This window comes from Amycolatopsis melonis (assembly GCF_040064235.1).
Classification (GTDB): domain Bacteria; phylum Actinomycetota; class Actinomycetes; order Mycobacteriales; family Pseudonocardiaceae; genus Amycolatopsis; species Amycolatopsis melonis.
Genome location: NZ_JBDZYD010000006.1, coordinates 329,187 through 353,029, shown reverse-complemented (window position 1 = coordinate 353,029; position 23,843 = coordinate 329,187). Strand labels below are relative to the sequence as shown.

At 72.5% G+C, this 23,843-nt stretch carries 18 protein-coding genes; 7 read left to right on the top strand and 11 right to left on the bottom strand.

Annotation, left to right across the window (positions count from 1 at the left end; all coding sequences use genetic code 11):
• Positions 1–119: 119 nt before the first annotated feature.
• The 3 genes from pgsA to ABJI51_RS18640 form a co-directional block, all read right to left on the bottom strand.
• Positions 120–761, bottom strand: coding sequence for a CDP-diacylglycerol--glycerol-3-phosphate 3-phosphatidyltransferase (gene pgsA / locus ABJI51_RS18650; protein ID WP_348952299.1), 642 nt, complete (start codon positions 759–761; stop codon positions 120–122).
• The gene (gene rimO / locus ABJI51_RS18645) at positions 758–2,185 is read right to left on the bottom strand and encodes a 30S ribosomal protein S12 methylthiotransferase RimO (RefSeq protein WP_348952298.1); all 1,428 of its coding nucleotides are present in this window, start codon (positions 2,183–2,185) and stop codon (positions 758–760) included. The genes pgsA and rimO overlap by 4 nt, the downstream gene beginning before the upstream one ends.
• 62 nt (positions 2,186–2,247) lie before the next feature.
• Positions 2,248–5,418: an AAA family ATPase gene (locus ABJI51_RS18640; RefSeq protein WP_348952297.1), complete on the bottom strand. Its 3,171-nt coding sequence runs from the start codon at positions 5,416–5,418 to the stop codon at positions 2,248–2,250.
• Between the two features lie 126 nt (positions 5,419–5,544).
• On the opposite strand from ABJI51_RS18640, the gene ABJI51_RS18635 reads away from it, so the two are divergent.
• The 3 genes from ABJI51_RS18635 (at position 5,545) to ABJI51_RS18625 (ending at position 7,246) form a co-directional block, all read left to right on the top strand.
• Positions 5,545–6,063, top strand: coding sequence for an amino-acid N-acetyltransferase (locus ABJI51_RS18635; RefSeq protein WP_431605627.1), 519 nt, complete (start codon positions 5,545–5,547; stop codon positions 6,061–6,063).
• Positions 6,064–6,165: 102 nt separating this feature from the next.
• Positions 6,166–6,600, top strand: coding sequence for a phospholipase (locus ABJI51_RS18630; RefSeq protein ID WP_348952295.1), 435 nt, complete (start codon positions 6,166–6,168; stop codon positions 6,598–6,600).
• A gap of 34 nt (positions 6,601–6,634) precedes the next feature.
• Entirely contained in the window at positions 6,635–7,246 is a 612-nt protein-coding gene (locus ABJI51_RS18625) for a nitroreductase family protein (protein WP_348952294.1), read from the top strand.
• Here the strand turns inward: ABJI51_RS18625 and ABJI51_RS18620 are convergent.
• Both ABJI51_RS18620 and ABJI51_RS18615 read right to left on the bottom strand, forming a co-directional pair.
• Positions 7,239–7,676 carry a hypothetical protein gene (locus ABJI51_RS18620; protein WP_348952293.1) on the bottom strand — a complete coding sequence of 146 codons (438 nt, stop codon included), beginning with the start codon at positions 7,674–7,676 and terminating at the stop codon, positions 7,239–7,241. The two genes, ABJI51_RS18625 and ABJI51_RS18620, sit on opposite strands and share 8 nt — an antisense overlap.
• 51 nt (positions 7,677–7,727) lie before the next feature.
• Positions 7,728–10,217 carry a DNA translocase FtsK gene (locus ABJI51_RS18615; protein WP_348952292.1) on the bottom strand — a complete coding sequence of 830 codons (2,490 nt, stop codon included), beginning with the start codon at positions 10,215–10,217 and terminating at the stop codon, positions 7,728–7,730.
• 449 nt (positions 10,218–10,666) lie between these two features.
• Here ABJI51_RS18615 and ABJI51_RS18610 point away from each other — a divergent pair, with 449 nt between their 5' ends.
• A complete protein-coding gene (locus ABJI51_RS18610; RefSeq protein ID WP_348952291.1) occupies positions 10,667–11,476 on the top strand; it encodes a lysophospholipid acyltransferase family protein in 810 nt (269 codons plus the stop codon).
• Here the strand turns inward: ABJI51_RS18610 and ABJI51_RS18605 are convergent.
• Positions 11,466–12,725, bottom strand: a complete 1,260-nt coding sequence (locus ABJI51_RS18605) for a phospholipase D-like domain-containing protein (RefSeq protein ID WP_348952290.1) — start codon at positions 12,723–12,725, stop codon at positions 11,466–11,468. The two genes, ABJI51_RS18610 and ABJI51_RS18605, sit on opposite strands and share 11 nt — an antisense overlap.
• An 84-nt stretch (positions 12,726–12,809) precedes the next feature.
• Here ABJI51_RS18605 and wrbA point away from each other — a divergent pair, with 84 nt between their 5' ends.
• From wrbA to ABJI51_RS18590, 3 genes are all read left to right on the top strand, one after another.
• Positions 12,810–13,424 (top strand): NAD(P)H:quinone oxidoreductase, encoded by a 615-nt coding sequence (gene wrbA / locus ABJI51_RS18600; RefSeq protein ID WP_348952289.1) that lies wholly within the window; start codon positions 12,810–12,812, stop codon positions 13,422–13,424.
• A gap of 38 nt (positions 13,425–13,462) precedes the next feature.
• The gene (locus ABJI51_RS18595) at positions 13,463–14,410 is read left to right on the top strand and encodes an EamA family transporter (RefSeq protein WP_348952288.1); all 948 of its coding nucleotides are present in this window, start codon (positions 13,463–13,465) and stop codon (positions 14,408–14,410) included.
• Between the two features lie 76 nt (positions 14,411–14,486).
• Positions 14,487–15,863 carry an amino acid permease gene (locus ABJI51_RS18590; RefSeq protein ID WP_348952287.1) on the top strand — a complete coding sequence of 459 codons (1,377 nt, stop codon included), beginning with the start codon at positions 14,487–14,489 and terminating at the stop codon, positions 15,861–15,863.
• Between the two features lie 132 nt (positions 15,864–15,995).
• On the opposite strand, the gene ABJI51_RS18585 is transcribed toward ABJI51_RS18590, so the two are convergent.
• The 5 genes from ABJI51_RS18585 to ABJI51_RS18565 form a co-directional block, all read right to left on the bottom strand.
• Entirely contained in the window at positions 15,996–17,636 is a 1,641-nt protein-coding gene (locus ABJI51_RS18585; protein ID WP_348952286.1) for a substrate-binding domain-containing protein, read from the bottom strand.
• 328 nt (positions 17,637–17,964) lie between these two features.
• A complete protein-coding gene (locus tag ABJI51_RS18580; protein WP_431605638.1) occupies positions 17,965–19,614 on the bottom strand; it encodes a ribonuclease J in 1,650 nt (549 codons plus the stop codon).
• Between the two features lie 44 nt (positions 19,615–19,658).
• Positions 19,659–20,672: a 4-hydroxy-tetrahydrodipicolinate synthase gene (gene dapA / locus ABJI51_RS18575; RefSeq protein ID WP_348952284.1), complete on the bottom strand. Its 1,014-nt coding sequence runs from the start codon at positions 20,670–20,672 to the stop codon at positions 19,659–19,661.
• Positions 20,673–20,762: 90 nt separating this feature from the next.
• Positions 20,763–22,223: a serine/threonine-protein kinase gene (locus ABJI51_RS18570; RefSeq protein ID WP_348952283.1), complete on the bottom strand. Its 1,461-nt coding sequence runs from the start codon at positions 22,221–22,223 to the stop codon at positions 20,763–20,765.
• Positions 22,224–22,503: 280 nt separating this feature from the next.
• Positions 22,504–23,745 (bottom strand): Nramp family divalent metal transporter, encoded by a 1,242-nt coding sequence (locus ABJI51_RS18565; protein WP_348952282.1) that lies wholly within the window; start codon positions 23,743–23,745, stop codon positions 22,504–22,506.
• Between the last annotated feature and the right edge of the window lie 98 nt (positions 23,746–23,843).

Genomic DNA, 23,843 nt, shown 5'->3' with positions numbered 1-23,843 from the left:
GGCGGTCTCGGCGGGATGGCCCATGCGCGGCATCCCCGCGGAGGCGGCGGCGCTCTGACCGGCGCCCGAAGGTCGCGACTGACCCGTTCGCGACACCCCGGCGCAGGTTCCCGGCACCCTCAGCTCCCGGTGACCCGGCGCCCGGCCGCGCGCAGGCGGATGGCGCGGACCAGGTAGTCCACGCCCGTCACGACCGTCAGCACCAGCGCCAGTCCCATCAACGCCCACCGCACCGGGTCGGCGCCGGCCGGCAGCGGCAGCAGGTACGCCACGATCGCCGCGATCTGGGCCATCGTCTTGGCCTTCCCGCCTCGGCTGGCCGGGATGACGCCGTGGCGGATCACCCAGAACCGCAGCAGCGTCACGCCGATCTCGCGGACCGCGATGACGATCGTCACCCACCAGCCCAGCTCGCCCAGCACGCTCAGGCCGACCAGTGCCGCGCCGGTCAGTGCCTTGTCCGCGATGGGGTCGGCGATCTTGCCGAAGTCGGTGATCAGGCCGTACTTGCGGGCCACCCAGCCGTCCAGCTGGTCGGTGACCGACGCGATCGCGAACAGCCCGGTCGCGAGCGCGCGCCAGGTCGTGTCGTGGCCGCCGTCGACGAACAGGGCCAGCACGAAGAGCGGCACCAGGACCAGGCGGGACAGCGTCAGCAGGTTCGCGATGTTCAGGGTCGGGACCGGGGTCGGCTCCGGGACCTGGGCGGGTGCCTCGTGCGTCAGGCCCTCGTCGGCGGCGTCGCTGGGGAGCGCACTCACCGGTCGGCGTCCGGTACCGCGCGGACGATCAGGTCCACGCCCGCCGAGTCGACGACCTCGCAGCGCAGGAAGTCGCCCACCTGCGTCTTCTCCGGCGCGTCGAGGATGACGCACTCGCCGTCGACCTCCGGCGCCTGGTGCGCGGCGCGGCCGGTCAGCTCGCCGTCGTCGTCCAGCTCGACCAGCACGTCGACGAACGTGCCGATGCGCTCCTCGGCGCGCTGTGCCGTCAGCTCCTCGACCAGCGCGGAGATCCGGGTGACCCGCGCCGCGACCTCTTCCGCGTCGAGCTTGCCGTCGAAGGTCTCGGCCTCGGTGCCGTCCTCGTCGGAGTAGCCGAACACGCCGACCGCGTCGAGGCGCGCGCCCGTCAGGAAGCGCTCCAGCTCGGCCAGGTCGTGCTCGGTCTCGCCGGGGAACCCGACGATCACGTTGGTCCGGATGCCCGCCTCCGGCGCGTACTCGCGGATCTGCTCGCACAGCGCCAGGAACGAGTCGGTCGAGCCGAACCGGCGCATCCGGCGCAGCACCTGCTCGCTGGAGTGCTGGAACGACAGGTCGAAGTACTCGGCGACGCCCGGCGTGGTCGCGATGGCCTTGACCAGCTGCGGGCGCGTCTCGGCAGGCTGCAGGTAGGAGACGCGGACGCGCTCGATGCCGTCGATCTCCGCCAGCCGCGGCAGCAGCCGCTCCAGCGCGGTGGCGCCGTCGCGGCCGAAGTCCTTGCCGTAGGACGTCGAGTTCTCGCTGACCAGGAACAGCTCCTTGACGCCGTGCTCGGCCAGCCACAGCGCCTCGGCGACGATCTCGTCGGGCTGCCGCGACACGAACGACCCGCGGAACGACGGGATCGCGCAGAACGAGCAGCGCCGGTCGCAGCCGGAGGCGATCTTCAGCGCGGCCACCGGCGAGTCGTCGAGACGCGTACGCAGTACGCGCGGGCCCCAGCCGTGGCCCGGGACCTCGACCGACTCCGCGGCGGCGGGCCGCTCGACCGGGCTGATCGGCAGCAGCTTGCGGCGGTCACCGGGCGTGTGCGAGGCGATCTTGCGGCCCGCGACGACGTCGTCGAGCCGCGCGGACAGGTCGGCGTAGTGGTCGAAGCCCAGCACCGCGTCGGCCTCGGGGAGGCTGTCGGCGAGCTCGTGGCCGTAGCGCTCGGCCATGCAGCCGACCGCGACGACCTTCTTGCCGGTGTCGGACGCCGCGAGCAGCGTGTCGACCGAGTCCTTCTTCGCCGACTCGACGAAGCCGCAGGTGTTGACCACCACGACGTCGGAGTCCTCGGGGTCGGCCGCCAGCTCCCAGCCGCCGGCCGCGAGCCGGCCCGCCAGTTCCTCCGAGTCGACCTCGTTGCGGGCGCAGCCCAGGGTCAGCAGGGAGACACGTCGGGTGGCGGCTGGGTCCGTGGCAGGGGAAGGCACGACGTTCAGGGTAGCCGCCGGGTCGGGACGAGCCGACGACGGCGTCACCCATCCCGGGTGGCTCAGGACGGGCCGGGCAGGTCCGCCCGGGTCAGCAGGACCAGCTCGGCGTCGGCTAGCCGGTCGAGGTCGGCGTCCGGCCCCGCCAGCCGCAGCGCCTGCGCGCCGATCGCCTGTTCCAGCAGCCCGCGTGCGGTGCGGCCGTTGGCGAACCCGGGACCGCGGTCGAGCCCGGCCATCACCCCGGGCAGCGCGGCGGCCAGGTCGGGCGCCAGCCGGTAGCCCTGCTTGACGGCCATCGCGGTGAAGATCGCCGCCAGCTCGGCCGGGGTGTAGTCGGCGAACTCGACCGTGCCGCCGAACCGCGACCGCAGGCCGGGGTTGCTGTCCAGGAACCGGTCCATGTCAGCCGGGTAGCCTGCCGCGACGACCACCAGGTCTTCGCGGTGGTTCTCCATCTGCACCAGCAGTTCCGCCACGGCCTCCGCGCCGAAGTCGGCACCGTCCCGGGAGTGCTGCACGAGGGTGTAAGCCTCGTCGATGAACAGCACGCCGCCGATGGCGCGCTCGCAGGCGTCGCGGGTCTTCGGCGCGGTCTGGCCGACGTACTCGCCGACCAGGTCCGGGCGCGCGACCTCGACCAGGTGCCCGGACGGCAGCACGCCGAGGGCCTGGTAGAGCCGGCCCATCAGCCGGGCGACGGTCGTCTTGGCGGTGCCGGGGTTGCCGGTGAACACCAGGTGCCTGCTGCGGGCCGCCACCGGGAGCCCGGCCTTGCGGCGGCGCGCGTCCAGCCGGGTCTCGGCGACCAGCGCGCGCACCCGCTGCTTGACGTCGGCCAGGCCGATCATGGCGTCGAGTTCGGCGAGCAGCTCCTCCAGGCCGCGCCGCGGCCCGGCGTCGTCGGTGGCCGCCACCCCGGACTCCCCCGCCTCGGGCAGGTCCGCCGCGATCAGGGTCGCCAGCTCGTCGGCGGACGTCCGCGGCCGCGCGGCCAGCCGTCCTGCCTGCTTGCCGATCGCCGCTTCGAGCAGGCCACGCGCGGAGCGGCCGTTGGCGAACCCGCGCCCGCGCGGGATCCGGCGCATCGCCTCCGGCAGCGCCGCCGCCAGGTCGTCGGCGAGCCGGTAGCCCTGGCCGGTGGCCATCGCCCGGAAGATGCCCGCGAGCTCCTCGTCGGAGTAGTCCGGGAACTCGACCCGCCCGGCGAAGCGCGACCGCAGGCCCGGGTTGGACTCGAGGAACTCGTCCATCTCCTTCGGGTAGCCCGCCACGAACACCACGAAGCCGTCCCGGTGGTTCTCCATCTGCAGCAGCAGCTCGGTGACCGCCTCGCGGCCGAAGTCGTCCTCGTCGCCGGAGACGAGGTTGTAGGCCTCGTCGAGGAACAGCACGCCGCCCATCGCGCGTTCGCAGACGCTGCGGGTCTTCAGCGACGTTTCGCCGATGTACTCCCCGACCAGGTCCGGCCGCGCGACCTCGACCACGTGCCCCTTCGGCAGCACGCCCAGCGCCTGGTAGATCCGGCCGACCAGCCGCGCGACCGTCGTCTTCGCTGTTCCCGGGTTGCCCGTGAAGACGAGGTGACGGCTGCGCGCCGCCACGGGCAGGCCGGCCTCGCGGCGCCGCGCGTCCACGGCCAGCTCGTCCACCAACGTGCGCACCCGCTGCTTCACCGACGTGAGCCCGATCATGGCGTCGAGCTCGGCCAGCAGCTCCTCGACCGGCTTCCCGGCCCGCTGTCCCGCGTGCCGGGCGACCGCCTCGACGTCGGCGGGCAGCAGGTGGACCCGGCCGTCCGGCGCGGGACCGCGGGCGATGGCGTGCTGGCTCGCCGCGACGAGCAGGGCCTCGGCCTCGCGGGCGCTGCCACCGCCGCGCACGAGCGCGGCCAGGCTGTCGCGGACCGGCGGGGCGAGTGCCATCGACCGTTCCGCGGCGAGGACGTCCAGCAGCGCGGCGGCGCGGGCCGGGTGGGTGAACTCGGGCATCCGGTACACCAGCAGGCTCGGCGCCAGCTCGGGTGCTTCGGAACGCAGGGTCTCCAGCGCCCGGTCGGTGCCGGCGAGCACGAGCAGGCGGCAGCTTTCCTGGTCGTGCGCGAGCTGGCGGAGGTAGCGGAGCACCCCGGCGGGGTTGCCGTCGAACAGCGCGTCGATCTCTTCCACGAGCAGGCAGCTCGGGTCGTCGGTCTCTTCGGCTTCCTCGACGAATCCGCGCAGGGCCGCCTCGGCGGGCACCGCCTGGCCGTAGTCGTCCTGCAGCAGGGCCGCTGCCGTGCTGAAGCTGCCGCCGGAGAAGCCGACGCCGGCGTCGTTGAGGGCGGTGTAGAGGGCGCGGTAGAGCCGCCGCTGGCCGGTGTTCGGGGGTCCGGCGAGGAAGACCAGGGGGTTCGGCAGCCGCCGCCCGGCCTGGTCCTGCTCCTGCCGCTGTTCCTGCCACTCGTCGAACAGCCGCCGCATCCGGTCGCCCGCGGCGAGCAGGTCGAGGGTGAGCGAGCGGGTGTTCCGGGCGACGCTGTCGAGCAGGTCCGATCCCCAGCTCGCGCCGGCGTGGTGCCGGTCCGGGTGGCGGGTCTTGTCCGCCCAGCCGACCACCTGGGCGGCCCGCTGCAGGAAGGCGGTGACGGATTCGGTGCCGGAGACGAACCGGGTACGCGCGCTCAGCTGCTCGACGTGCACGGCGGGCAGCGCGGCGGGGGCGGCACCCGGGAGCGGGGTTCCGGACGGCATCGGCGCGGCAGGGGCGAGACCCGAGGGCGGGGTCCCGGGCGGCACCGGCGCGACGGGAACGGAACCCGAGGCCGAGGTTCCGGACGGAACAGACGCGGCAGGAGCGGCACCCGGGAACGGGGTTCCGGACGGCACCGGCGAGGCAGGAGCGGCACCCGCGGGCGGGGTTCCAGGCGTCACTGGCGCGGCGGAAGCGGGCGGGGTCCCGGGCGGCACCGACGCGACGGAAGCGGGCCCCGCGGGCGGGGTCCCGGGCGGCACCGGCGCAGCGGATGCGGAACCCGGCGCTCCGGGCGGCACCAGCGGACGCCCGGCCGCGCGGTAGGCGGGGTCGACGGGCGCGTGCCCGTACTGCCACGGTGTCCCGGGCCGCCGCCACTGCCACGCCTGGCCCGGGACCAGCAGCCAGACGACCCCGTCCGGGGTGCCGACCGCCGCCGTCTGACCGCTTGCTGCCTGCGCCTCGGCGGCGTGGAACGCATCCCATCCGGCGCGCGTCATCGACTCCCCCTTCGCGACCCCTGGCCGGTCGTCCTCCGCCGGGCAGCATACGACGCTCCGTCACCTCGCGGTCCCGGGCGGCGACGGCCGGTCGTGTCGCCGCCCCCGGCGGGCGATGTGGCAGGGTTGACGATCGTGCCGTCCGACTCGCCCCGCCCGACCGTCCGCCGTGCGCGGATCGCCGACGTCCGCAAGATCAAGGCCCTCGTCGACTCGGATGCCGGGCGCGTGCTGCTGGAAAAGGACCTGGTCACGCTGTACGAGGCGGTCCAGGAGTTCTGGGTCGCCGAGGTGGCGGGCGAGGTCGTCGGCGCGGCCGCGCTGCACGTGCTCTGGGAGGACATCGCCGAGCTGCGCACCGTCGTGGTCGACAAGGCCGTGCGCGGCCAGGGCGTCGGCCGGGTGCTCGTCGCGCGGCTGGTCGACGAAGCGCGCGAGCTGGGTCTCAAACGGCTCTTCGTGCTGACCTTCGAGACCCGCTTCTTCGCCGGGCACGGGTTCGTCGAGATCCAGGGCACCCCGGTGTCGCACGAGGTGTACGAGGAGATGCGGCGCTCGCACGACACCGGCGTCGCGGAGTTCCTCGACCTGCCCTACGTCAAGCCCAACACGCTGGGAAATTCCCGCATGTTGCTCGAACTCTGAGCGAAAAGTTCCCGACACCCTCCGTTCGGGCGGTGACGAACGCCACGGCGGGCCCGAAGCTGATCACGCACACTTTCTCTCCGATCGGCAAGGGAAACACCGATGCGCACGACACTGCGGAACCTGGGGGCCACCGTGACGGTGGCCGTTTCTGTCGGCGCGGGCGCCCTGCTGGGCACCGGCACCGCGGCGGCCGTCGACATTCCGGCGGTCACCGACCAGTACCTCTTCCACACGACGCTGTCCGGGTTCGAATCGATCCGCAACCAGGCGCCGTACTCCGGCCAGCTCGACTGGTCGTCCGACGGCTGCTCGTGGTCGCCGGACACACCGTTCGGCTGGCAGTTCCTGCCCGGCTGCCACCGGCACGACTTCGGCTACCGCAACTACAAGAAGCAGGGCCGGTTCACCGAGGCGAACCGGCTGAAGATCGACGAGAACCTCTACACCGACCTCAAGAGCGTCTGCGGGTCCAACGTGGCGTGCAAGGGCGCCGCCTGGACGTACTACCAGGCGGTCCGCAAGTTCGGCGGCTGAGCCGCGCCGCGCGGGCCGGGCCAGAATGGTGATCATGGACATCGACCACCTGCTCAGCACGACCCGCGCGGTGCGCCGCAAGCTCGACCTCGACCGGCCGGTCGAGCCGGAAGTCCTCGACGAGTGCCTGAACCTCGCGCTGCAGGCGCCGACGCCCGGCAACGTCCAGGCGTGGCGCTGGCTGGTGGTGCGCGACCAGGACGTGAAGAACCGGCTCGGCGCGATCTTCCGCGAGGTGGGCGAGGCCTACCTGGCGGAGCGGGCGGCCACGGCGCCACCGCGGGCGCTGGCGTCGGGGCGGCACCTGATCGACGTCATCGAGCGCGTGCCGGTGTTCGTCATCCCGGTCCTGGCGGGCCGCCCGGCCGGCGACAACGCGCTCGACGCGGCCTTCTACGGCGGCATCTTCCCGGCCGTCTGGAACTTCCAGCTGGCGCTGCGCTCGCGCGGCCTCGGCTCGACGCTCACGACGTACCACCTGGCGCGGGAGGCGGAGGCCGCGGAGATCCTCGGCATCCCGGACGGCCACACGCAGGTGGGCCTGCTGCCGGTGGCGTACACGACGGTGCCGGACTTCAAGCCCGCCCCGCGGATCCCGCTGTCCGAAGTGGCCTACGCCGACCGCTGGGGCACGCCGCTCAGCTGATCCGCACGGTGGCCTCGCGGCCGTCCGCGCTGACCGCCACCAGCTCGACCCGGCTGGCGGCGAAGGCGGTCGCCTGCGGCCCGGTCCGCGGGCCGCTGTGCAGCTCGGCCGTGGTGCTCTCGCCGCGGCCGGGCTCCTTCAGCAGGAAGGCCAGCGTCGCCTCCCCCTGCCAGATGCACTCCATGCCGGGACGGCACCGCGAGTCGGCGACGAGCCGCGTGTACCGCACGGTCAGGTCCTTCCCCTGCACGGCGGCCTCCTGCCCGAGCCGCAGGGTGACGTCCTGCCCGGCCGGCGCGCTCACGGTGCTGGGCGCGGGCGGCCCGGCGGGCCCGGCAGCGGCGTCCCGCCCGGCGGCGACCGAGCTTCCGGCGCCCACGGTGACGACGGCGAAGGCGAACAGTCCGGCTATCCATCGCTGTAGGTCCACGTGCCCAGGACGGAAGCAGCCCGGGCGCGGGTTGCACGGGCGCCGGTTCGGCTACTCGTCCTCGCCGTCGGCGTCCGCGTCCACCGGGCCGCCGCCGCGGATCATGTACAGGACCGACTCCAGCTCCTCCGGCTTGATCAGCACGTCGCGGGCCTTCGACCCCTCCGACGGGCCCACCACGCCGCGGCTTTCCAGCAGGTCCATCAGCCGTCCCGCCTTCGCGAAGCCGACGCGCAGCTTGCGCTGCAGCATCGACGTCGAGCCGAACTGGGACGTCACGATCAGCTCCGCCGCCTGGAGCAGGACGTCCAGGTCGTCGCCGATGTCCGGGTCGATCTCCTTCTTCTCGCCCGCCTTGGCCGCCGTCACGCCGTCCTGGTACTCCGGCTGCGCCTGCTCCTTGGCGTAGTTGACGACCGCCGCGATCTCCTCGTCCCCGACGAACGCGCCCTGGATGCGGACCGGCTTGCCGGCACCCATCGGCAGGTACAGCGCGTCGCCCATGCCGATCAGCTTCTCCGCGCCCGGCTGGTCGAGGATGACGCGGGAGTCGGTCAGCGACGACGTCGCGAACGCCAGCCGCGACGGCACGTTCGTCTTGATCAGGCCGGTCACGACGTCGACCGACGGCCGCTGCGTGGCCAGGACCAGGTGGATCCCCGCGGCACGGGCCTTCTGGGTGATGCGGACGATCGCGTCCTCGACGTCGCGCGGGGCGGTCATCATCAGGTCGGCCAGCTCGTCGACGATCGCCATGATGTACGGGTACGGCCGGTACTCGCGCTCGGACCCCGGCGGCGCGGTGATCTCGCCCGAGCGCACCTTCTTGTTGTAGTCGTCGATGTGCCGGACCTTGTTGACCTGCATGTCCTGGTAACGCTGCTCCATCTCCTCCACCAGCCAGGCCAGCGCGGCGGCGGCCTTCTTCGGCTGGGTGATGATGGGCGTGATCAGGTGCGGGATGCCCTCGTACGGCGTCAGCTCGACCATCTTCGGGTCGATCAGGATCATCCGGCACTCTTCCGGCGTCGAACGCGCCAGCAGCGACACCAGCATCGAGTTGACGAAGCTGGACTTACCGGACCCGGTGGAGCCGGCGACCAGCAGGTGCGGCATCTTCGTCAGGTTCGCGGTGACGAAGTGGCCTTCGATGTCCTTGCCGAGGCCGATCACCATCGGGTGGTTGTCCTTGACCGTGGACGGCGCACGCAGGACGTCGCCGAGGCGCACCATCTCGCGGTCGGAGTTGGGCACCTCGATGCCGACCGCGGACTTGCCGGGGATCGGCGCCAGCAGCCGGACGTTGTCGGTGGCCACCGCGTAGGCGATGTTCTTGGTCAGCGCGGTGATCTTCTCGACCTTCACGCCCGGACCGAGCTCGACCTCGTAGCGCGTCACCGTCGGGCCGCGGGTGAAGCCGGTGACCTGCGCGTCGACGTTGAACTGCTCCAGCACGCCGGTGATCGCCTCGATCATGGCGTCGTTGGCCTTGCTGCGGGACTTCGGCGCGTCGCCGAGCTTCAGCAGGTCGGGCGGCGGAAGCTGGTAGTCGCCCTCGACGGTCCGGGTGACCGCGAGCGGCGGTTCCGGTGCCTTCTTCGGCTTCTTCTCCGGCACCTCGGCCGGCTTGGCCACGGGCTTCGGCGGCTTGATCGGCGTCGGCGCCTCGGCGAGCGCGGCGTCGAGGTCGAGCTGCTCGGCCGTCTCGGACGCCTGGCGGCGGCGCGACGGCTTGCGCAGCCGCGCGGACTTCGGGTCGGCCTCGGTGACCTTCTCCTCGTCGGTGGCGAACCCGGAGCGCAGCGCCTCGGCCTCGGCGATCTCGTCCTCGTCGAGGCCCCAGTTCCGCAGCCGCTGCGGGATCTCGCGGACCGGCGTGCCGGTGAACACGAGGATGCCGAAGACCAGCGCGAGGATCAGCAGCGGCACGGCGACCCAGGTGGTGACGCCCATGGTGAGCAGCCCGCCGGAGAAGGCGCCGACGATGCCGCCGGCGTACATCCGGCCGTCGTTGGTCTCGGGCAGCGCGGTGAAGATGTGCAGCATCCCGAGCACGGACAGCACGACCATGATGGTGCCGATCACCATCCGCGGCCGCGTCTCGGGATGCGGCTCGGACCGCATCAGCGCGACGGCGACGACGACCAGCACGAGCGGCAGCGTCACCGCACCGGCGCCGAGGACGGTCCGGGTGGCGATCTCGACCCCGGCCCCGATCGGCCCGGCGGCCCGCCACCAGACACCGACGGCCGCGACGATGGCCACGGCGATCAGCCCGAGCGCGAGGCCGTCGCGGCGGTGTTCCGGCTCCAGCTCGCGGGTCCGGCCGACCGTGCGTGCCAGCGTGCCGAGGCCCTTGGCCAGCAGGTTCCAGGTCCCCCGGACGGACTTGCCGAAGATCCCGGGCGTCTTGCGGCGCGCACGTGGCGCGGGCTTGCGCGCGGCGGAGGTACGTGGCTTCGCCGGCGTACGCGGCTTACGCGCCGCTGCCCCTTTCGCGCCGCTTCCCGTGCTTCGCTTTCTCGTCGCCGACCCAGCCATGGTTCAACGGTAACCGGCCCTCGCGGTTCGTCCCATCCGCCACTCGCAGCGCACGGTGAACTTCTGCCTCACACCGGGCCTTGAGGGGCCATCCGGGTGAACAGCAGCGGCGGGGCCCCAGCGCCCCGATGGGGTCGCCCGGGTGGGCTGAAAGGGACGTTCGTCTCGTCTGGTGCGGCGAAAGGGACTTTCGTCGCACCAGACGCCAGGAACGTCCCTTTCAGCCCGCAGCGCGGCACCGGGGGCGGGGGGCCGGGGGGGGGGCGCCGACGGGCCGTGCCCCCCCCCCCCCCGCCAGGAACGTCCCTTTCAGCCCGCGGCGCGGGCCCGGAGCCTCCGGTCACCGTGGCCCGCTGCCGAGAAACCCAATGTGGCGCTCGGGAGCGGAGGGCGGGGCGCTACCGGCCAGTGCGCAAACGGGTGAAAACGGCGTCTGCCATGCTCTGCCCATGCTCGCGCTGCGCACCGACGAACCGCCCCGCCGTGCTCCCGCCATCTGGCGGACCATGCTGAACATCGACCGGGGACTGGTGAACCTGGTCGGACGGCTCACCGTCACCGGCCGGATCCCGGCGCAGCTGCGGGGCAGGCCGCTGCTCATGGCCGCCAACCACATCGGCGTGTTCGACGCCTTCGTCCTCATGGCCGCGTGCAAGCGGATCGGCATCAACCCGCGGTTCATGCTGGCCGGCGGCATCCTGGACGCGCCCGTCATCGGGCCCGCGCTCAAGCTCAGCGGCCACCTGCGGGTCGACCGCAAGCACGCCGGCACCGCGGTGGGGCAGTTCGCCGAGGCCGTCGAGGCGCTCCGGACCACCCGCGAGCCGATCATCGTCTACCCCGAAGGCCGGATCAGCCACGATCCTGGCCTGTGGCCGGAGCGCGGGAAGACCGGCGCCGCACGGCTCGCGCTGGCCGCGGGCGTGCCGGTCATCCCGATCAGCCAGTGGGGCGCGCACGAGGCCGTCTACTGGGGCACCGAGACCGTCACCGGCCCGGCCGACCTCGTCCCGCTCGCCCGCTCCGGCCTGAGCGCTCCCCTGCGCCGCCCGCGGTTCCGGGTGCACTTCGGCGAGCCCGTCGACCTGTCCGAAGTGGAGCCGGAGCGGCCGGGGGCCGGGGTGCGCGCGCACGCGAAGATCATGCAGGCGATCACCGACGGCCTCGTGCCGCTGCGCCGCGACGAGCCGGATCTGCCCCGCTTCCACGACCCGACGCGGCCGACCGACACCGTCAGTCCCTGGAAACCTAGGCCCTAGCGCGGCAGGTGTCCCGGATCTGGTGGAAGTTCGCCAGGTACTCGGTGTGCGGGCCGCGGCCCATGATCCGCAGCAGGTTCTCGTCCTCCTGGCGCAGTGACGACCACGCGTAGTTGTGGCTGCCGGTGTAGACGCGCGGCACGATGTCGTCGTCGAAGCCGCCGTCGACGAGCAGGTACTTCGAGTGCACGCGGACGTCGATGCCGGGCCCGGCGTTGAAGTCGCACTTGGTGACCTGGACGCCGGCCAGCGCGTCCAGCACGGACTGGCTCGCCGTGCTGTACACGACGTCCACCCAGCAGCCCGCCTGGCGCAGCGCGGCCAGCTTCTGCGCGATCGCGGGCCGGGTGAACGCCCACATCGCGATCCGGACGTCGGTCTGGTGCTTCGAGCCGTCGGTCTCGGTGTAGCTGCAGTGCACGGAGTTCAGCGTGCTGACGATCGTGTCCGTGCCCGGGTCCTCGAACGGCTTTCCCGCGCCTTCGTGCCGCGGGAAGAAGAACGCGCGGTAGTCGGTGCCGGAGCCGGAATCGCGGTAGTAGTCGTTGTTCCCGTCCTTGCTGTAGCGGTAGCTGCGCAGGTCCTCGAAGTACCGGCCGTAGGCGCCGAACGTGCCGGGATCGCTGTAGGTGAACGCGTTGTTGTAGGACTCGTTCGCGTCCCACACGCCGATGTTGGCCGAAGCGACGTACACGACGTTCGAGCGCACGCTGCCGTCGTTCAGGCGCACCTTGGAGAACAGCCCGAACTTGTTGTGGTTGTCGGCGTAGGCGGTGCTGTCGGACCACTGCTTGACGCGGGTGCCGATACAGCCGCGTTTCGGGCCGGACGGGAACTGGTCGCCGCAGGTGACGACCCAGCTGGGCTGCGTGTCGTCGGTGCCGAGGGCGGCCTTGAGCCGCGTGTGCGGGCCGTTGCCCGCCTGGCCCTGGTCGAGGATGATCTTGACGCGCACGCCGCGGTCGTGTGCGGCGACGAAGTGGTCGACCAGGTCCGGGGCGTCCGCGCGGTCCTCGGTGTCCGGGGTGTCGAACCCGAACACCGTCAGCCGGATCTCCTCGCCGGCAGGCACCCGGTCGATCAGCCCGGCGAGCTGGACGACGATCGCGTTCTGCCGGGCGGCGGTCCCGGTGGGGTCGTTGAACACCGCGTGCCCGATCACCGGGTCGGGCACGGTGGCCGCGGCGGCTTCGGGAACCGGCCCGGCGGCGGCGAGGGCCAGGACGGCCAGGAGTGGCACCAGCTTCATGGGCCCAGCACAGCCGACCGGCGTACAAAACCGGTACATCCCGGATTCTGGGACGCCCGGTCCGGCGGCCCTAGAGTCGCGGACGTGAGCACACGGATACTCGTCGTCTACTACAGCGCGACCGGGAACACCGCCGCCCTCGCCGGATCGCTCGCCGAGGGCGCCCGCGAGACCGGCGCCGAGGTCCGGCTGCGGGCGGTGCCCGAGACCGTGCCCGCCGACGTCGTCGCGCAGAATCCGCGCTGGCAGGCGTGGGTGGAGTCCGGGCCGCACCACGAGCAGGCCACGCTCGCCGACCTGGAGTGGGCCGACGGCCTCGCGGTCGGCAGCCCGACCCGGTTCGGCGGCCCGGCCGCCCAGCTGAAGTCCTTTTTGGACAGCACGGGTGGCCTGTGGGCGCAGGGAAAGCTGGCCGACAAGGTCGCGACGTCGTTCACGACGGCGTCCACCCGGCACGGCGGCCTGGAGTCGACACTGCTGGCCATCAACAACATCTTCTACCACTGGGGCGCGATCGTGGTGCCGCTCGGCTACACCGACCCGCACCTGATGGAGTCCGGCAACCCCTACGGCGGCTCGTTCGTGTCGCGGAAGTCGGCGGTACCGGACGACGTCGCCCTCGGCGCGCTGCGCGTCCAGGGGCGGCGGCTGGCCACGATCACGACACACGTCGCGACCGGCTTGAAGCGAACCGAATAACCGCAAATTGGCTTGCGGCGGGTCTTAGAGTCGCGACGGTGACCACCGAGCTGCCCGTCCTCGCGCCACCCCGGGTCGCCCACCGCGGCCGCGGAACCACCCTCGTCCTGCTCGCCGCGCTGTTCTTCAGCACGTCGGGGACGCTGGGCAAGTCCGCGATGTCCGCGGGCATCACCCCGGAGCAGGTGGCCGCGATGCGGATCGGGCTGGCCGGGCTCGTGCTGCTCGCCGGGGTGGCCGTGGTGGCGCCGCGGAAGCTGTGGGTCCGCCGGGACCAGCTGCCCGTGCTGGGCGGCTACGGCCTGCTCGGCGTGGCCGGCGTGCAGCTGCTGTACTTCGTCGCCGCGGGACGGATCCCGGTCGGCATCGCGATCCTGCTGGAGTTCGTCTCGCCGGTGCTGATCGCGCTGTGGGTGCGGTTCGTGCGGCGGCACCGGCTGCCGCGGTCGGTGTGGGGCGGCATCGCGCTGGCGATGGCCGGGCTCGCCCTGGTCGCCCAGGTCTGGGAGGGCGTCACCCTGGACGCCGCCGGCCTGCTCGCCGGCTTCGGCGCGGCGCTGTGCTCGGCCGGGTACTTCCTGCTCGGCGAGCGCGCGGTGGCCGGCCTCGACCCGCTGGGCCTGGTCACCTGGGGCATGGTGATCGGCGCCGTCGCGATCGCCTTCGCCGCCCCGCCGTGGACGTGGCCGGTCCGGCAGCTCGGCACGCCCGTCGCGTTCGGTGCCTGGCAGCCGCCGGTGTGGCTGCTGCTGACCCTGCTGGTGCTGGTGGCGACGGTGCTCGCGTACGTCTGTGGCATTTCGTCGCTGCGGCACCTGCCCGCGTCGGTGGCGAGCGTGCTCGGGCTGGTCGAGCCGATCATCACCACGGTGGCGGCCTGGGCGCTGCTCGGCGAGGAGCTGACGTGGGTCCAGCTGCTCGGCTCGGCCGTCCTGCTCGCCGGGGCGTTCCTGGTGCAGCGGAAGTCGGCGGTGCTCGCGCACTGAGTTGCGCAAATTCTGCACCACCACGCGCCCGGGTGCGAGAATTCCGCGATCCGCGTTCACCCGGGGAGGAAGCACCTTGACGACCAAGTCCGGGCTGCGGCCCGACCTGCGGCAGCGGCACGTCCGGATGATCGCCCTCGGCGGCATCATCGGCGCGAGCCTGTTCATCGGCAGCGGCGCGGTGATCCACACCGTCGGCCCCGCGGCCGTACTGTCCTACGCACTCGGCGGGCTGCTCGTCGTGCTCGTCATGCGGATGCTCGGCGAGATGGCGACCGCCGCGCCTTCGCTGGGTTCGTTCATGGAGTACGCGCGCGACTCGCTCGGCGGCTGGGCCGGCTTCACGATCGGCTGGCTGTACTGGTACTTCTGGGTCGGCGTCGTGGCGTTCGAGGCGGTCGCGGGCGCGAAGATCCTGCAGGGCTGGATTCCCGCCGTGCCGCAGTGGGTGTTCTCGCTGGCGCTGATGCTGCTGCTGACGGCGACGAACCTGGCGTCGGCGCGCTCGTTCGGCGAGACGGAGTTCTGGCTGGCCTCGATCAAGGTCGCGACCATCGTGGTGTTCCTGGTGCTGGGCCTGCTGTTCGTGCTCGGGCTCTGGCCGGGCGCGCACTTCTCCGCCGGCAACATCGGCCTCGACGGCTTCGTCGCGAACGGCCCGTTTTCGGTGGTGCACGGCGTGGTCATCGTGATCTTCTCCTACTTCGGCGCGGAGATCGTGACGATCGCGGCGGCGGAGTCCGACCAGCCGGAGACGGCGGTCCGCAAGGCGACCTCGACGATCGTCTGGCGCGTGATCGTGTTCTACGTCGGCTCGGTGGCACTGCTGGTGATGATCACGCCGTGGCGCGACATCCCGAGCGAGACGAGCCCGTTCGCGGCGGCGTTCGGCCGGTTCGGCGTCCCGGCGGCGTCCACTCTGGTCAGTGCGGTCGTGCTGACGGCGGCGTTGTCGGTGCTGAATTCGGGGCTGTACACGGCTTCCCGGATGCTGTTCGCCCTGCGGCGGCACGGCTGGGCCCCGGCGTGGATCTCGGACACGAACGCCCGAGGCGTGCCGTGGAAGGCGATCCTCGCCTCGACGTCGGTCGGTTACGTGGCCGTGGTGATGAGTTACGTGTCCCCGGACAAGATCTTCTACTTCATCATCAACTCGGCGGGCGCGGTCGCGCTGTTCGTCTACGCGATCATCTGCGGGTCCCAGCTCCGGATGCGCCGCCGCCTGGAGGCTTCGGCGCCGGAGCGCCTGAAACTGCGGATGTGGGGATACCCCTGGCTCAGCTGGCTGACGCTGGTCCTGACGTTGGTCGTGGTGGCGTCGATGCTGTTCGTCGACGAGGACACGCGAGCCCAGCTGTACCTGAGCCTGATCAGCCTGGCCGTGATCCTGGCCGTCTACGCCCTCCTCCGCCGCCGCTCACCCCGTGATCCGGCACGTGTTTCGCGTGATTGAGCCCGGAACTCGCGTGACTGGGGCCGTAACTCGCGAGTTCCGGCTCCAATCACGCGAGTTCCGGCTCCAATCACGCGAGTTCCGGCTTCAATCACACGAGATCCGGCTTCGATCACGCGAGTTACGGGTAAGTCAGCCGCCGGCCAGGTGGGACAGGGCTGTGAAGAAGACGTCGGTGATCTTGGCCGGGTCCGGGGTCACGAAAGCTTGGCCGCCCGTTGCCGCGGTCAGCTGGTCCAGTTCCGTCTTGTCCGCGTCCGGGCCGATGCCTACGCCGATCAGGGGGATCGGGCGGCGGGGGTCCTGGAGTTTGGCCAGCTCTGCCAGGAGGTCCGCGCGGGAGATGCCGTGCGGGTCCTCGTTGCGGCCGTCCGTCATGACGATCACCAGGTTCAGCCTGCCCGGTTCCCACTCGCGGCGCGCTGTCCGGTAGGTGTCCAGCACGCTGTCGTACAGCCCGGTTCCGCCGTCGGGGGTCGCCTTCACGCGGGCGAGCTTGTCCAGCGCGCCGTCGGCCAGGTGCTGGGCGACCGGGGCCATCGGGAGCAGCTCACGGTAGTCCTTCTCGCCGTCCAGGCGGGTCGAGAAGGCCAGCATGCGCAGCTGCGTGGCCGGCTTGAACAGGTGCATCGCCTTCGCCGCCGCCTGCATCGTCACCTGCATCCGGTCGAGCCCGGTGCCGGGGACCTGCGCGTTCATCGAGCCCGAGACGTCGACCAGCACCTGGACCCGCGCGCTCAGGTTGATCCCGGCCCACTGGTTGAGCAGCTCGTCGACGTCCGCCGCGGGCGGCAGGCTCGCCGCGCGGATGCCCGTCGGCGACAGCCGCGGGTCGTCGGTGTGCTCGCGCAGCGCCTGGCCGCCCGCCGCGCGCAGGCCCGTCTTCGCGATCGCCTCGCCGCCGAGGTCGCCGAGCAGGGCGTCCCGCAGCGCCTCGACGAGCGGACGCTGCTGCGGCGTGATGCCGCCCAGCTCGGCCAGCGGATAGTCCAAAGTGGGCACGGCCGTCGAGTAGACGGCGGCCAGCGGTGACGCCGGGTCCTCGACGTTGTGGCGCAGCACCGAGTTCTCCGAGGCCGGGAACACGGTCACCGCGGCCGGGTCACTGCCGCTCGACTCCGGCAGCCGGGCGATCAGGTCCTTCTGCGCGCCCAGCGTGTTCGCCGAGAACCGCCGCAGCAGCTGGACGTACGCGGCCGCGGATTCGGGCACCGCCCTGACGCTGTCCCGCAAACCCAGCAGCGCCAGCGCCCCCACCGCGTCGCGCGCCGGGTCGGGCATTCCGGGGACGGCTCCCGGCGCCGCCAGCACCTCCGCCCACGTCGGCGTGTGGTCGGGCCAGCCGAGTCCCTTCACGACGTCGACGGCGACCGCGAGCACCACCGGCGAGCTGGCCACCGACGCCCCGGTTTCGGGGACGTCGGCGGCACCCAGCTGGCGGGCGCGGCGCAGCGCCAGCGTGGAGTCGGGCACCCAGACCTGCGGACGCGGGCTGCCGTCGGAGACCGCGAGCCGCTCGGCCGCCTGCGTGGCGTCCCTGGTCTGGACCTCGATGTGGCCGCACTGCAGGCCGAGACCGCGCACGACCAGCGTCAGCGCGGGCGCGATGTCCGGGGACGCCGTCACCAGGACGTGCGGCGGCTGCTCGCAGGACGGCTTGGCGGTGAGCACCGCCGTCGTCACCCACGCCGCGGCGCCGAGGACGACGACAAGAGCGGTGGCCAGCGCGGGAACGAGCAGCCGGCGTCGTCCGTCCGGCGAGTGACGTCCCATCGGCGCGGCCTCTCTGCGCGAGGCGGGGTGCGATCAAGGTTAGCCCGCGGCGAAGGCCCGTCTCGTGGTCCGGACGGCGTAACAGGCGCAGAAATTGGTCCCCGGGAGGGATACCGTCCCTCCCACAGCGGGATGTCCGCGGGCCGCACGCGGCGAAACACTGGACGGCATGAAGCCGACACGTGCCGAACAACGCCGGGCCCGCCACGCGCTGCTGCGGCAGAGCGTCATCGTGGCCGGTGCGCTGCTGCTGGCCAAGGCCGGGCGCGGAAAGCCGTGAAGGCCACCGTCACGGCAGCGGACGCCGTGACGGTGGCCTTCGCGAACTTCAGACCGGGATGACCGTCGGGACGATCATCGGGCGGCGCCGGTAGGTGTCGGCCACCCAGCGGCCGACCACCCGGCGGACCGCCTGCGCGATCCGGTGCGTGTCGGTGATGCCCTCGGCTTCGGTGCGCGCCAGCTCCATCTCCACCAGCGGCACGACCGCGTCGAGTGCCTTCGGGTCGTCGGAGAAGCCGCGGCCGGACACCGTCGGGCTGCTGACCGCGCGGCCGGTGCTGGAGTCCACCGCGACCGTGATCGCGATGAACCCGCCTTCGCCAAGCACCAGGCGGTCGGACAACGTCGACTCGCCGACGTCGCCGACCGAGAGGCCGTCGACGTACACGTGCCCGACCTCGACGCGGCCGGTGCGGGACGCCTTGCCGTCGACCAGGTCGACGACCACGCCGTCCTCGGCGATCACCACGTTGTCCGGGGCGACGCCGGTGCGGATGGCCAGCTCGCCGTTGGCGCGCAGGTGTTTCCACTCGCCGTGCACCGGCATCACGTTGCTCGGGCGCACCGCGTTGTACAGGTAGAGCAGCTCCCCCGCCGACGCGTGGCCGGACACGTGCACCTTCGCGTTGCCCTGGTGGACGACGTTCGCGCCGAGCCGGGTCAGGCCGTTGACCACGCCGAACACCGCGGTCTCGTTGCCCGGGATCATCGAGCTGGCCAGCACGACGGTGTCGCCCGCGCGGATCGAGATCTGCCGGTGCTCGCCGCGCGCCATCCGCGACAGCGCCGAGAGCGGCTCGCCCTGCGAGCCCGTCGAGACGAACAGGACCTTGCTCTCGGGCAGGTTGCTGGCCTGGTCGAGGTCGACCAGCAGGCCGTCCGGCACGTTCAGCAGGCCCAGCTCGGCCGCGATCCCCATGTTGCGGACCATCGAGCGGCCGACGAACGCGACGCGCCTGCCGTGCCGCTCCGCGACCTCCAGCACCTGCTGGACGCGGTGCACGTGGCTGGCGAAACAGGCCACGATGACGCGCTGGTCGACGCGCCGGATGACGTCGTCGAGGACCGGGCCGATGTCGCGCTCGGGCATGACGAACCCGGGCACCTCGGCGTTGGTCGAGTCGACGCAGAACAGGTCGACGCCTTCGTCGCCGAGCCGGGAGAAGCCGGCCAGGTCGGTGAGGCGCCCGTCGAGCGGGAGCTGGTCGAGCTTGATGTCGCCGGTGTGCAGGACCACGCCCGCCGGGGTGCGGATCGCGACGGCGAGCGCGTCCGGGATCGAGTGGTTGACCGCGAAGAACTCGAGGTTGAACACGCCGACGTCGCGGCGCTCGCCCTCGCGGACGGTGACGAGGTTCGGCCGCTGCCGGTGCTCCTTGGCCTTGGCCGCGAGCAGGGCGTTGGTGAACTTCGAGCCGTAGATCGGCAGGTCCGGCCGCAGGCGCAGGAGGAACGGGACGGCACCGATGTGGTCCTCGTGCCCGTGGGTGAGCACCAGGCCGTCGATGTCGTCGAGGCGGTCCTCGATCGCGCGGAAGTCGGGCAGGATCAGGTCGACGCCGGGCTGGTCGTCCTCGGGGAAGAGCACCCCGCAGTCGACGATGAGCAGCCGTCCGCCGAACTCGAAGACGGTCATGTTGCGCCCGACTTCGCCGATGCCGCCCAGCGCGACGACGCGCAGGGCTCCTTCGGGCAGTGCGGGCGGGGCGTTGGTGGGGCCTGGGCCGACGAGAAGTGAGCTCACCGAGGCAGTGTCCCAACGCTGGTGTGCGAGGTCGGCGCGACGTAGGCCGCTCGCGAGTCTGCTTGTGCCACCCGCTCACCATGCCAGTCCTGGGCCGCCGTGTCGCCCAGCGGCACGCCGCCCTGCGCCAGATCGGCGGCGATCAGGGCCGTCTGGTCGGCCGTCGGCGCGACGATCGGCAGCCGCGGGTCGCCGATGTCGAAGCCGCGCAGCCGCAGCGCCGCCTTGCTGAACGCGACCCCGCCGACCCGCGACATCGCGCGCAGCACCGGCAGCATGCCGCGGTGGTTGGTGCGCGCGGTGGAGGTGTCGCCGTTCTCGTAGGCGTCGATCATCGCGCCGATGCGGCCCGCGACGACGTGACCGATCACACTCACCACGCCGGCCCCGCCGACGGAGATCCACGGCAGGTTCAGCCCGTCGTCGCCGGAGTAGTAGGCGAGGTGGGTGTTGGCGATGACCTCGGAGCCGGCGATCAGGTCGCCCTTGGCGTCCTTGACCGCGACGATGCGCGGGTGCTCGGCCAGCCGCAGCAACGTGTCGACCTCGATGGGGACGACCGAGCGCGGGGGGATGTCGTAGAGCATCACCGGCAGGCCGGTGCTGTCGGCGACCGTGGTGAAGTGCGCGTGCAGCCCGGCCTGGCTGGGCCGCGAGTAGTACGGGGTGACGACCAGCAGGCCGTGTGCCCCGGCCGCCTCGGCCTGCTTCGCCTGCTCGATGCTGTGCGCGGTGTTGTTGGTGCCCGCGCCGGCCACGACGGTCGCGCGGTCGCCGACGGCCTCGACCACGGCGCGGACCAGGTCCTGCTTCTCCGCGTCGCTCGTGGTCGGGCTCTCGCCGGTGGTGCCGTTGACGACCAGGCCGTCGTTGCCCAGCTCCACGAGGTGCTCGGCGAGCTCCTGCGCCCGCTTCAGGTCCAGCGCCCCCTCGGCGTCGAAGGGGGTGGCCATCGCGGTGAGCACGCGCCCGAAGGGCCGTCCGGGCGCTGCGGTAGGTGGGTTGGACATGGGGAGACGGTACCTCGCCGGTCCGGCGAAAACCGCGTCGACCTGGTCACCAGGAGGATTTCCGGGACCGCGCCGCTCGTCGCGGAACTTCTACTTGACCTTGGTCACGATCGGGGCCGTGATGGGCCCGCTGTCGGACTTGGCGAGCACGCAGTAGGTCCAGCGGGTCGCCTCCTCCTTCTCGGGCGTGCGCCGCCACTCCGCCTCGGTCGGCACCAGCGCCCGGTAGACCAGGCCCGGCCGCTTGGCGTCCGGGACGATCGAGGAGCGGAACGCCGCCGCGCAGCGCGCCTCGGCGGCCGCGGTGACGGCAGGCAGGCCGGGATAGGCGGCGACGACCGCGCTGTCGTTGCTCCAGTTCTCGACGTCGATGACGTCCGAGGAGTCGAAGACCTCGAGGGTGTGGCTCCGCTCGCAGCTGACCTCGTTGTCGCTGCTGATGATCGCGCCCTCCTGGACCGTGGCGTTGTAGCACGGGTAGCTGCTGCCGATCTCGGCCCGGACCTGGCCGCCGACGCCGAAGGTCATGGCCGGCAGCTTCTGCGGGTCGACGTCCGGCGCCCCGGCGGCTTTGCCCGCGAAGAAACCGCCGGCGAGCGCGCCCACCACGAGCACCGCGGCGGCGGCGAGCCACCAGCCGCGGTGGCTCTTCGACGGCGGCCCGGCGCCCAGCAGCGCGGTGCCGTGGGGCGGGGTCGGCCGCACGCCCTGCGCGGTGGTCAGCAGGTGCTGGGCCTGCGCGGCGGACAGCCGCGCGTCCGGGCTCGCGACGAGCAGGCCGAGGATCGCCGCGGCGAGCGGGCCCTGCACGCGCGTCAGGTACGGGATCTCGGTCATGATCGCGTGCAGGGTCGCGGCAGTGGTGGCGCGCTCGAACGGGATGGTGCCTTCGACGGCGAAGAACAGCGTCGCGCCGAGGGACCACAGGTCGGACGCGGGCAGCGCTTCGCGGCCTTCGACGCGCTCGGGCGCCATGAAGGCGGGCGAGCCGACGATCATGCCGCTGGTGGTCAGCCGCGGGTCGTCGACGGCGTGGGCGATGCCGAAGTCGGTGAGCTTCACGCGGCCGTCCGGCGCGACCAGGATGTTCGCGGGCTTGACGTCCCGGTGCACGATCCCGGCGGCGTGCGCGGCCTGCAGCGCGGCGAGCACCCGCTCCCCCAGCTGCGCGGCCTGCGCGGCGGGCATCGGGCCGCGCTGCCGCACGAGGTCGGCCAGGCTCGGCGCCTCGACCAGCTCCATGACGATGAAGGTGGTGCCGCCGTCGGTGACGACGTCGTAGACGGTGACGATGGCGGGATCGTTGAGCCGCCCGCCGGTCCGCACCTCCCGCAGCGCGCGTTCGGAGAAGACGGCGGCGGACTCGGCGTCGGGCAGCCGCAGCTCCTTGACGGCGACCGGCCGCCCGATGACCTGGTCCTGCGCCCGCCAGACGACCCCCATGCCACCCCGGCCCAGTTCCCCGAGCAGGAGATAACGGCCGGCGACGACCCGCGGACCGGGCGTGGCGGGCGCCTGCGGGGGATACGGCCGGGTCTGTTCGTCGGTCACGGTGCTCCTTCGGGCGGCGGTCGCGCAGATGCTAGTCGGACCGCCGCGAAGCACCGGAGGTTCCGCGGAATTCGTGACCCGGCGGCGGGTTCCGTGACGCGGTGACGGTGACAGCAGACCGGGCGTCCGCGCCGGGCAGGGCGCTTGCAGGGTGTGCCCCGGCAGGCTGAAAGGCGCTTTCGTCTCATCCCGTGCGGTGAAAGGGACTTTCGTCGCGCCAGACGCCAGGAACGTCCCTTTCAGCACGCGCCAAGGCCACCGCTGGGGCGCACCGGGCCGGTCAGCCCGCGAAGGTCAGGTAGATGAGCACCACGTTCAGCGCGATGATGATCGCCGCCACCACCGAGGCCGCGACCGTGGTCAGGCGGCGGTTCGCGTGCTCGCCCATCAGGGTCCGGTCGGCCGTCAGGCGGATCAGGGGGACCAGGGCGAACGGGATGCCGAACGACAACACCACCTGGGACACCACCAGCGCCGTGCTCGGGTCGGCGCCCAGTGCCAGCACCACGATCGCCGGGGTCAGCGTCACCAGGCGGCGCAGGACCAGCGGGATCCGCTTGTGCAGCAGGCCCTGCATGATCATCGCGCCCGCGTACGCGCCGACCGACGTCGACGCCAGGCCCGATGCCAGTAGCCCGATCGCGAACAGCAGCGCCACGCCCGGGCCGAGGGCATGGGCGACCGCGCCGTGCGCGCCTTCGATGCTGTCCACGCCGTCCTGGCCCTGGAGGTTCGTCGCCGCGAGCAGCAGCATGCCCAGGTTCACCGCGCCCGCCAGGAGCATCGCCAGGCCGACGTCCGCGCGGGTCGCGCGCAGCAGGCTGCGGCGGCGCTCGCCTTCGGGATGGCCGTGGCGGTCGCGGACCAGGCCGGAGTGCAGGTACACCGCGTGCGGCATGACCGTCGCGCCCAGCATCGCCGCCGCGATCAGGATGCTGCCCGCGCCGTCGAAGCGCGGCACGAGCCCGCCGAGGGTCTGCGTGGCCGACGGCGGCTCGACGAACAGGCTCGCCAGGAACCCGATGGCGATCACCGCCAGCAGGCCGGTGACGACCCGCTCGAACGTTCGCTGCCCGCCGCGGTCCTGGACCGCCAGCAGCGTCAGCGACACCGCGCCGGTGATCAGGCCGCCGACGATCAGCGGCAGGTCGAACAGCAGGTTGAGCGCGATGGCCCCGCCGACGACCTCGGCCAGGTCGGTGGCGATGGCGACGATCTCCGCCTGCGCCCAGTACGCCAGCCGCGCCGGGCGGGACAGCCGGGCGCGCAGGGCCTCCGGCAGCGACCGCCCGCTGACCAGGCCGAGCTTCGCCGACAGGTACTGCACGAGCACGGCCATCAGGTTCGCCGCGACGATCACCCAGACCAGCAGGTAGCCGTAGCGGGCACCGGCGCTGATGTTGGACGCGACGTTGCCGGGGTCGACGTAGGCGATCGCCGCGACGAAGGCCGGCCCGAGCAGCGCCGACCCGGTGCGCAGGCGGGACGCCAGGCTCGGCCGGACAGCCTCGGTCACAGCCATGACGCCACCTCTCGGACACCGGTTGTCGGGGACCCTAAACCGAAGTTTAGGCATGCCGAACTTTTCCTGGCAAGGGTGACCACCCTCGCACCGGCGGG

Coding starts and splice junctions, on each gene's coding strand:
- ABJI51_RS18630 (WP_348952295.1), top strand. CDS start 6,166: ATGCGCACGACACTGCGGAACCTGGGGGCCACCGTGACGGTGGCCGTT.
- ABJI51_RS18565 (WP_348952282.1), bottom strand. CDS start 23,745: ATGGCTGTGACCGAGGCTGTCCGGCCGAGCCTGGCGTCCCGCCTGCGC.
- ABJI51_RS18615 (WP_348952292.1), bottom strand. CDS start 10,217: ATGGCTGGGTCGGCGACGAGAAAGCGAAGCACGGGAAGCGGCGCGAAA.
- ABJI51_RS18640 (WP_348952297.1), bottom strand. CDS start 5,418: ATGACGCGCGCCGGATGGGATGCGTTCCACGCCGCCGAGGCGCAGGCA.
- ABJI51_RS18605 (WP_348952290.1), bottom strand. CDS start 12,725: ATGAAGCTGGTGCCACTCCTGGCCGTCCTGGCCCTCGCCGCCGCCGGG.
- ABJI51_RS18585 (WP_348952286.1), bottom strand. CDS start 17,636: ATGGGACGTCACTCGCCGGACGGACGACGCCGGCTGCTCGTTCCCGCG.
- ABJI51_RS18610 (WP_348952291.1), top strand. CDS start 10,667: ATGCTCGCGCTGCGCACCGACGAACCGCCCCGCCGTGCTCCCGCCATC.
- dapA (WP_348952284.1), bottom strand. CDS start 20,672: ATGTCCAACCCACCTACCGCAGCGCCCGGACGGCCCTTCGGGCGCGTG.
- ABJI51_RS18625 (WP_348952294.1), top strand. CDS start 6,635: ATGGACATCGACCACCTGCTCAGCACGACCCGCGCGGTGCGCCGCAAG.